7 protein-coding genes are annotated in these 9,615 nt (G+C 67.0%); all 7 read left to right on the top strand.

The annotated features are described in order from the left end of the window. Nucleotides 1-497 precede the first annotated feature (497 nt). The 7 genes from tssB to tssH all read left to right on the top strand — a co-directional run bounded on the left by tssB (nt 498) and on the right by tssH (nt 9,615). Entirely contained in the window at nt 498-998 is a 501-nt protein-coding gene (tssB, locus tag DK254_RS12875) for a type VI secretion system contractile sheath small subunit (RefSeq protein WP_109934077.1), read from the top strand. A 22-nt stretch (nt 999-1,020) separates the two neighbouring features. After that, on the top strand, nt 1,021-2,559 hold the full coding sequence (gene tssC / locus DK254_RS12870) for a type VI secretion system contractile sheath large subunit (RefSeq protein ID WP_109934076.1): 1,539 nt from the start codon (nt 1,021-1,023) through the stop codon (nt 2,557-2,559). 23 nt (nt 2,560-2,582) lie between these two features. Continuing rightward, nucleotides 2,583-3,938: a type VI secretion system baseplate subunit TssK gene (tssK, locus tag DK254_RS12865; protein WP_109934075.1), complete on the top strand. Its 1,356-nt coding sequence runs from the start codon at nt 2,583-2,585 to the stop codon at nt 3,936-3,938. Continuing rightward, nucleotides 3,935-4,606, top strand: a complete 672-nt coding sequence (tssL, locus tag DK254_RS12860) for a type VI secretion system protein TssL, short form (RefSeq protein ID WP_109934074.1) — start codon at nt 3,935-3,937, stop codon at nt 4,604-4,606. The genes tssK and tssL overlap by 4 nt, the downstream gene beginning before the upstream one ends. A gap of 2 nt (nt 4,607-4,608) precedes the next feature. Next, a complete protein-coding gene (locus DK254_RS12855) occupies nt 4,609-6,366 on the top strand; it encodes an OmpA family protein (RefSeq protein ID WP_218281419.1) in 1,758 nt (585 codons plus the stop codon). Nucleotides 6,367-6,378: 12 nt separating this feature from the next. After that, nucleotides 6,379-6,870, top strand: a complete 492-nt coding sequence (locus DK254_RS12850; RefSeq protein WP_109934073.1) for an Hcp family type VI secretion system effector — start codon at nt 6,379-6,381, stop codon at nt 6,868-6,870. Between the two features lie 108 nt (nt 6,871-6,978). Next, nucleotides 6,979-9,615, top strand: a complete 2,637-nt coding sequence (gene tssH, locus DK254_RS12845; protein ID WP_109934072.1) for a type VI secretion system ATPase TssH — start codon at nt 6,979-6,981, stop codon at nt 9,613-9,615.

Here is a 9,615-nt window from a genome sequence, read left to right as displayed (position 1 = left end):
GTTCTGCGTTGGCTGGGCTGGGTTGCTCGGACATCGACGGGGCCTGGATCGGGGGCAAGCGCCGATTATGGCCGTCTCGCTAGGGCCTTGCACGCCGCGGGCGGGCTTCCCGTGCCGCGTAGCGGAGAGGGCAATGCCTTGTCGTCTGCTTGCGAAACTTGCCGAGTTCCAGTTGTGGTTATTTCCCACATAAGTTTGGGACAAGTCTTATTTTATCCCCCCGTTCGCGTCGATACACTCGTAAATGGCTGATCTACGTGCGCAATGAACCCGATGAGTTCATGGGGCGAAAAGCGAATATCCGATTGGCTGAAAGTTATGGCATCGGTAGTTCTTAGTGAGGACTACGGCAATGTCACCGCTCTAATAGTTTTTTCAGAAGTAAGAAATGGAATTCGCGATCTTCGGATCGGGCTGTCGGCGCGCGCCTTCCCGCTGTTGCCATGAATTCCAGCCTGTTTGACTCACCCCTCACCAGGGAGGTATCTGGAGTAGTCATGGCTTCGAACAGTTTCCAAAATGAAGTGCCCAAGGCACGGGTCAATATCAAACTTGACCTTCATACCGGCGGTGCGCAGAAAAAGGTCGAGTTGCCACTCAAGTTGATGGTGATGGGCGACTACAGCAATGGCCGCGAACAGCGCCCGCTGTCCGAGCGCAACAAGGTCGACGTCAACAAGAACAACTTCAACAATGTGCTGGCCGACTTCAGTCCCAGTGTGAAGTTGGCCGTGCCCAATACCCTGGCCGACGACGGCTCCGACACCAGCATCGAGCTGACCTTCCGCAACATGAAGGACTTCGAGCCCGAGCGGGTGGCACGGCAGATGCCGGAGCTGCGCGCCATGCTGGCCATGCGCAACCTGCTGCGCGACCTCAAGTCCAACCTGCTGGACAACGTCACCTTCCGTCGCGAGCTGGAACGCATCCTCAAGGATGACGCCCTGAGCGACAAGCTGCGTGCCGAACTGGCCCAGCTCGCCCCGCAAGATCGCTGAAGACCAATTCAAGGAGAGCCCCATGTCTGCCGAAGGGACTGCCGCGCAAACCGGTAGCGCGAGCGTATCGCTGCAAGAAAACCAGGGCGTCTATGCGAGCCTGTTCGACAAGATCAACCTGAGCCCGGTGTCGGCACTGGGCGATTTCGAGGTCTACCAGGACAGCGATGCGCTGTCCGAAGCCTCCGCCGACGAGCGTGTGACGGCCGCGGTCAGCGTCTTCCTGGACCTGCTCAAGCAGTCCTCGCAGAAGGTCGAGCGCCTGGACAAGAACCTGCTGGACGAGCACATCGCCTCGCTGGATGCGCAGATCAGCCGCCAGCTGGACGCGATCATGCACCACGGCGACTTCCAGCGCGTCGAGTCGACCTGGCGCGGCGTCAAGTCGCTGATCGACCAGGTCGATTTCCGCCGGAACGTGCGCATCGAGCTGCTGGACATCAGCAAGGACCACCTGGTGCAGGACTTCGAGGATGCCCCGGAGATCGCCCAGAGCGGCCTGTACGTCCACACCTACACCCAGGAGTACGACACCCCCGGCGGCGAGCCCATCGCCGCTGCGATCTCCAACTACGAGTTCGACCGCGGCCCGCAGGACATCGCCCTGCTGCGCAACATCTCCAAGGTCGCGGCGGCGGCGCACATGCCCTTCATCGGCTCGGTCGGGCCGGCGTTCTTCGGCAAGCAGAGCATGGAGGAGGTGGCCGCGATCAAGGATATCGGCAACTACTTCGACCGTGCCGAATACCTGAAGTGGAAGTCCTTCCGCGACACCGACGATGCGCGCTACATCGGCCTCACCATGCCGCGCGTGCTCGGCCGCCTGCCCTACGGCCCCGACACCCTGCCGGTGCGCAGCTTCAACTACATCGAGAGCGTCAAGGGCCCGGACCATGGCAAGTACCTGTGGACCAACGCCTCCTTCGCCTTCGCCGCCAACATGGTGAAGAGTTTCATCAACAACGGCTGGTGCGTGCAGATCCGCGGCCCGCAGGCGGGCGGCGCGGTCACCGACCTGCCGATCCACCTGTACGACCTGGGCACCGGCAACCAGGTGAAGATCCCCTCGGAAGTGATGATCCCGGAAACCCGCGAGTTCGAGTTCGCCAACCTGGGCTTCATCCCGCTGTCGTACTACAAGAACCGCGACTACGCCTGCTTCTTCTCCGCCAACTCGGCGCAGAAGCCGGCGCTCTACGACACCGCCGACGCCACCGCCAACAGCCGCATCAACGCGCGCCTGCCGTACATCTTCCTGCTGTCGCGCATCGCCCATTACCTGAAGCTGATCCAGCGCGAGAACATCGGCACCACCAAGGACCGCCGCGTCCTGGAGCTGGAGCTCAACAACTGGATCCGTGGCCTGGTCACCGAAATGACCGACCCCAGCGACGACCTGCAGGCTTCGCACCCGCTGCGTGACGCCAAGGTGACGGTCGAGGACATCGACGACAATCCCGGTTTCTTCCGCGTGAAGCTCTATGCCGTACCGCATTTCCAGGTGGAAGGCATGGACGTCAACCTGTCGCTGGTTTCGCAGATGCCCAAGGCCAAGGCCTGAAAAACGGCTTCAGGGAAGAACGCATGAAGATCGATCGCCCCTTGTGGGGTGCGGGGACCTTGCTGTCCCCGCAGCAATTCCAGCAGCAGGCTCGCTGGGAGGCCTGGACCAACGAATGCCTGGCGCGGCTGTCGCGGGTACATCCCTGGGGCGTCCAGGTGGCCTCCTTCGACCTGGACGCGCTACGGCTGGGCAAGCTCAAGGCCACCCGGCTGCGCGTGCGGCTGCCGGATGGCACGCTGGTCGACAGCGACGCGAGCGACCGGCTGCCGCCGGCGGTGGAGCTGGCCCGGCTGGCCACGGAGGAGGTTGCCGTGGCCACGCTGCTGCTGGCATTGCCGCTGGAGCATGCCAATGGCGGCAACTGCCTGACGGGGGAGGGCGCGCCCTCCCGGCCCACGCGCTATCGCCAGGATTGGCGGGAGGTGCAGGACCTCTATGGCGAAGAGAGCCAGTCCATGGCCGCGCTGGAACACATGCTTTCGTTGCGCCTGGACAGCGATGAAAACGCCGAGTATCTCACCTGCCCGGTAGCGCGCGTGGTACGCGACGGCCAGGGCGTCTGGACGCTCGACCCGCAGTTCGTCCCGCCGCTGCTCAGCTTCGATGCCCAGCCCCAGTTGCTCGCCCAGCTGGACAACCTGATGACCCAGCTGGCGGCCAAGCGCAGCCGCCTGATGGGCATGCGCCGCGAGAGCAACCAGCGCATGGCCGACTTCGCGGTGGCCGACGTCTCGCTGTTCTGGCTGCTCAACGCGCTGAACAGCTACCAGCCGGTGCTGGCGGACCTGCTGGCGCACCCCGCGCGGCACCCCGAGCAGGTCTACCAGGAGCTGATCAAGCTGGCCGGCAGCCTGCTGACCTTTTCCCTGGAGCACGACATCGGTGCCATTCCCGGCTACCGGCACGACCAGTTGGAAGCGGTGTTCCCGCCGCTGTTCCGGCTGATCTCCACGCTGCTGGAGGCCAGCCTGCCGTCACGCGTCATCGCGCTGGAACTGGAACAGCCCAATGCGCACCGCTGGCAGGTAGCGCTGCACGATGGCCGGCTGCGCGATGCCGAGGGTGTCGATTTCTACCTGTCGGTACGCTCCAGCCTGCCCGCCGCGCAAGTGCAGGGCCAGTTCCCGCGCCTGTGCAAGGTGGGGGCGCCGGACGACGTCGACCACCTCGTCAACGTGGCCCTGGACGGCGTACCGCTGCTGCCGCTCAGCCATGTGCCCGCGGCTATCCCGATGCGCCTGGGCAACCAGTACTTCGCCCTTGATCTGGCCCATCCCAAGGCGCGAGCCATGCTTTCGGCCGGCGTCTGCGCGCTCTACGTCCCCGGCACGCTCGGGGAAGTCCAGCTGGACCTGTTCGCGGTGCTGCGCTCATGACCCAGGCATTCGGAAAGAAACCGCTGGTGGATATCGACGCACTGCTGCAGGACAGCTACCTGCTGGTCGTCGAGCTGCAGCAGAAGGCCTCGGCCAAGGACGGCGCCGAGCTGTGGAAGCACTGCGCGGCCCAGGTCGAACACAGCCGTGCCCGCCTGGCCGAAGCTGGCGTGAGCCTGAACGCCATCGACCGCATCTGCTATGCGCAATGCGCGCTGCTCGACGAGACGGTGATGCGCAACGCCGGCGAGCAGTCCCATGCCGTCTGGGCTGCGAAACCGCTTCAGGCGCACTTCTTCAACCGCCACCAGGCTGGCGAGCAGCTCTACGAGGACATGCGCGCGGCCCTGGCGGAACCGGCGCCCGACCTGCGGGTGCTGACCTGTTACCAGCGCGTGCTGATGCTGGGGTTCCTGGGCCGTTATCGCGACGAGCAGGCTCCGGAGCGGGAGCAACTGCTCGACGCACTGAGCGAGCACGTACAACCCTTTGCCGCCACGGGCGAGGCCCCGGTGCTGGTGCGCGCCGGCGGTGGCGGCTGGCGCCGCTGGCTCGGCATGCCATGGTTGCACCTGGTGGCCGCCGCGATCCTGCTGGCAGGAGTGTGGCTGGTGCTGCACCGGATGCTGGTGGATACCGTGACCACCCTGCTGCCCGGCCAGGTGTAGCGATGTCCATGCAGCTCACATGGGTACGCGGCCTTTGGCTCTGGGCGGGAGCGCTGGCGCTGTTCCTGCTCCTGGCGGTGCTGCCGCTGTTCCCGGTCGGGCGCGCGCTGTCGGCGCTTGGCGTGGTCATCGCGGTCGCGCTGGGCTGGTGGCTCGCCGGGCGCAACGCCGCGCGGCAACGCCAGGCCATTGCGCTGGCCGAGGACTGTGCGCTGCCGGCGGCGGGGTTCCGGCAACCGGTGGTGGCGGTCTGTGGCGATGGCTTGCGCGCACTGTTCGGCGAGGCGCCCGAGGAACAACTGGCGCTGCGCGTCACCGAGCAGGGCTGCTACCTGCGGATACCCAGCCTGGATCGCTTGCCAGCGGTCATCGAATACGTGTTGGCGAACCGTCCGCACTGGGCGGGCCAGCTGAGCGTCTTCTATGTCGTCGATCCCGCCGGGCAGCAGGACAACGCCTTGCTCGCCGGCAACCTGCAGACCTTCCGCCAGCAGGTGGCCCGCGTCCGCAGAAGCGGAGTGGCCTTGCCCGTGCTGCTGGGCTGCTACCTGCCGAGCCTGCACGGCGCCGGCCCCTGGTTCGCCTGGGAGGCGGAGCGTCAGGGGCTGACGGTTCGCGAGGGTGCGAACCACCTGCCCATGGCCCACTGGCAGCAGCGCCCCGCGGACCTCCCCACGCGCGCCGCGAGCCTGCGTACCAGCGTCCAGGTCGAGAGCCTGGGCGCCTGGCTGGCGAAGGCGGTATTGCCGCACCTGGTGTCCCGGGAGCCGGGGGAACCGCCATGCCCGGTGCTGGCCTGCGCGATGACGCTGGTGCCTGGTTCACCTGCTTCGCTGCCGGGCAACCTGTGGGCGAACTGGCTGCACGAACGCACGGCGCTGGAACCCTTCGCCGCGGCACAGGCGGCCGGCCCCGCGGCCCTGCCGTTCCCCGATCCCCTGTTGGCCCTGCTGCCCCGCCAGCCCGGCCTTGCACCTTCCCGTCGCGCGACGCTGCAGGCCCTGTGGCTGTTCGTTCTCGCCGCGACCGTCGCGCTGTGCAGTTCCGCCTGGCAGAACCGCCTGCTGTTGCGCCAGGTGAGCGACGACCTGCGCCGTTTCCAGGCGATCCCCCAGCCGACGACGCTCGAACAGCCCGAACACCGCCTGAAGGAACAGGCCTTGGCCGTACTGCGGGACGATGCGCAAAGGCTTGACCGCTATTACCGCGAAGGCGAGCCCCTGTCCCTCGGGCTCGGCCTGTACGCCGCCGAGCGGACGCGCCCGGCGCTCCTGGCCGCGCTCGCCGCCTACCGGGCGCCTGCTCCGACACTGGCGCCGGAAAGGATTCCCGACCCCGTCCGCCTGGACAGCCTGTCGCTATTCGCCAGCGGCAGCGCCGCACTCAAGGCCGGCTCGACGAAGGTGCTGGTCAACGCGCTGGTGGACATCAAGGCCCAGCCCGGCTGGCTGATCGTCATCGCCGGGCACACCGACGCCACGGGCGACGCGCAGCGCAACCTGGTGTTGTCGCGTGCCCGTGCGGGCGCCGTGCGCGACTGGATGCAGCGCATGGGGGACATCCCCGACAGCTGCTTCGCCGTCCAGGGCTTCGGCGCCGACCAGCCCATCGCCAGCAACGACACACCGGAGGGGCGCGCAGCCAACCGCCGGGTCGATATCCGCCTGGTACCCGAGTCGGGAGCCTGCACGCTCCCGGGCCGGGTCTCGGGCGGCCAACCCCAGCCGCGGCAAAAGCCTGCGGCGCATTTGTCCCTGTAGAAGGAACTTCACATGGCTATTCCAGTTTACCTGTGGCTCAAAGACGACGGCGGTGCGGACATCAAAGGTTCGGTCGACGTCCAGAAGCGCGAAGGCAGCGTCGAAGTGGTGGCGCAGGACCACAGCCTGTACATCCCCACCGACAACAACACCGGCAAGCTGACCGGCACCCGCATCCACACGCCGTTCAACTTCACCAAGGAAATCGATGCCTCCAGCCCCTACCTGTACAAGGCGGTGAGCACCGGCCAGACCCTCAAGAGCGCCGAGTTCAAGTGGTACCGCATCGATGACGCCGGCCAGGAAGTCGAGTACTTCAACACCCTCCTGGAGAACGTCAAGGTCGTGAAGGTCGCGCCGAAAATGCACGACGTGAAGGACCCGGCCAAGGAGAAGCACAACCACCTGGAAGAGGTGGAACTGCGCTACGAGAAGATCACCTGGACCTACAAGGACGGCAACATCATCCACTCCGACGCCTGGAACGAGCGTCAGAGCGCCTGAGGCCGGCGTTACGGACCGGCGGGCTAGCCGCCGGTCACTCTCTACCGATTGGAATGGCTTTCATGCTCCAGCCGGAGCGACAAGCCCGCCGACAGCAAGGAACGCCCCATGGAACAGTCGTCCGCCCATCTGCTTCGCCGCCTCAACCCCCACTGCGCCAGGGCGCTGAGCGCGGCCGCCTCGCTGTGCCAGGCCCGCGCCCATCCCTACGTCACCATCGAGCACTGGCTGCTCAAGCTGCTCGAACAGGGCGAAGGCGACCTGGCCCTGATCGCCCGGCGCTACGAATGGGACCTGGAGGGGCTGTGGAACGGCCTGCTCGAACACCTGGACCAGTTGCCGCGCAGCGTGCGCGACAAGCCCCAGCTCTCCGCCGCGTTGCAGCAACTGATCAAGGACGCCTGGTTGCTGGCATCGATGCAGGGCGATCACCAGGTACTGCGTTCCTCGCATCTGCTCGGCGCCTTGCGCGACACCCCCTCGCTGCTGGTCTGCGATGCCGCCTGGCCGTTGCTCAGCGTGGGCGCGCGGCAACTCGAGCGGCTGTTGCCCCTGCTGGACGAGCAATCCGAAGAGCGGCCACAGGCGCAGGCCGAGGCCGCACTGGCCGAGCCGGCAGCGCAAGCGGAGGGCCCGTCGCCCACCGCGGCCAAGGCCCAGTCGGCACTGCTCGACCGCTTCGCCCAGGACATCACGGCCAAGGCCCGGGCCGGCCGCATCGACCCGGTCTATGGCCGCGACGACGAGATCCGCCAGGTCATCGACATTCTCGGCCGGCGGCGCAAGAACAACCCCATCCTGGTGGGCGAGCCCGGCGTCGGCAAGACCGCGCTGGTCGAAGGCCTGGCCCTGCGCATCGTCGAAGGCAACGTGCCGGACGCCCTCAGGGCCGTCACCCTGCGCACCCTGGACCTGGGGCTGCTGCAGGCGGGGGCGGGCGTGAAGGGCGAGTTCGAACAGCGGCTGAAGAACGTGATCGACGCCGTGCAGCAATCGCCGACGCCCATCCTGCTGTTCATCGACGAGGCGCACACGCTGATCGGCGCGGGCAACCAGGCCGGCGGCGCCGATGCCGCCAACCTGCTCAAGCCGGCGCTGGCCCGGGGCGAGCTGCGCACCATCGCGGCCACCACCTGGTCCGAATACAAGCGCTACTTCGAGCGCGATGCGGCGCTGGAGCGGCGCTTCCAGATGGTCAAGGTCGATGAGCCGGACGAGGCCAACGCCTGCCTGATGCTGCGTGGCCTGAAGCCGCTCTACGTCAACCACCACGGCGTGCACATCGTCGACTCGGCGGTGCAGGCCGCCGTGGCACTGTCCCGCCGCTACCTGCCGGGGCGGCAGTTGCCCGACAAGGCGGTCGACCTGCTCGACACCGCCAGCGCACGGGTGCGCATGAACCTGGACTGCGAACCCCAGGCGCTGGTGCAACTGCGTGCCGAACACGGCGCACTGGAGCTCGAGCGCCAGGCGCTGGAAGAGGACGCCCGGCTCAGTGGCTCGATGGCCATCCAGCGCATGGCCGACATCGGCGTGCGCTTGTGCGAGCTGGAGCTTGCCCAGCAGCGGCTGCAGCAGCAATACCAGGACGAATTGAGCCTGACGCGGCAATTGATCGATGCGCGCCGCAAGGAGCCGGAAGCCTGCCCCGATCTGCAGCGGCAGCTGGCCCAGCTGCAGGGCGACCAGCCACTGCTGTCGCTGGATGTCGACGCGCGCACCGTCGCCGAGGTGGTGGCCGACTGGACGGGGGTGCCGCTGGGCAGCCTGCTCAAGGACGAACAGGCCAACCTGCTGCAGCTGGAGCACGACCTGGGGCAGCGGGTCATCGGCCAGCAGCCCGCCCTGCGAGCTTTGGCGCAACGACTGCGCGCCGCCAGGACCGGGCTGGCCCCGGACAATGCCCCCCTGGGCGTCTTCCTGCTGGTGGGCAGCAGCGGCGTGGGCAAGACCGAGACCGCCCTGGCGCTGGCCGACAGCCTGTTCGGCGGCGAGAAGTCGCTGATCACCATCAACCTCTCCGAATACCAGGAAGCCCATACCGTCAGCCAGCTCAAGGGCTCGCCGCCGGGCTACGTCGGCTACGGCGAGGGCGGCGTGCTCACCGAGGCGGTACGCCAGCGCCCCTACAGCGTGGTACTGCTCGACGAGGTGGAAAAGGCGCACCGGGACGTGCTCAACCTGTTCTACCAGGTGTTCGACCGTGGCTTCATGCGCGACGGCGAGGGGCGCGAAATCGACTTCCGCAACACCGTCATCCTGATGACCTCCAACCTGGGCAGCGACCTGCTGCAGGCCCTGCTGGAGGAGCGCCCGCAGGCCAGCGACGGCGAGTTGCAGGAACTGCTGCGGCCCGTGCTGCGCGAACACTTCCAGCCGGCATTGCTGGCGCGCTTCCAGACGCTGGTCTACCGGCCCCTGGATGCCGACGCGCTCAAGCGCATCGTCGCCATCAAGCTGGGCCAGGTCGCCAAGCGCCTGCAACGCCACTACGGCATCGCCTGCCAGGTCGACGACGGCCTCGCCGACGCCCTGGTCGCGGCCTGCCTGCTGCCCGACAGCGGCGCGCGCAACATCGACAGCCTGCTCAACCAGCAGATCCTGCCGGTGCTGAGCCAGCAACTGCTGCAGCGCCAGGCGCAGCAGCGCAAGACCACCGGCGTCACCCTGGGCTACTGCGCCGACGACGGCATCGCCCTGGAATTCAGCGAAGAGCATTCGGGGCTCGAAGGTGCGGAGGCCTGA

Origin of the sequence: Pseudomonas sp. RW407, assembly GCF_003176655.1 — a bacterium.
GTDB lineage: Bacteria > Pseudomonadota > Gammaproteobacteria > Pseudomonadales > Pseudomonadaceae > Pseudomonas > Pseudomonas delhiensis.
The sequence above is the reverse complement of the archived record's forward strand: the minus strand, read 5'-3'. Positions and strand labels throughout refer to the sequence as shown.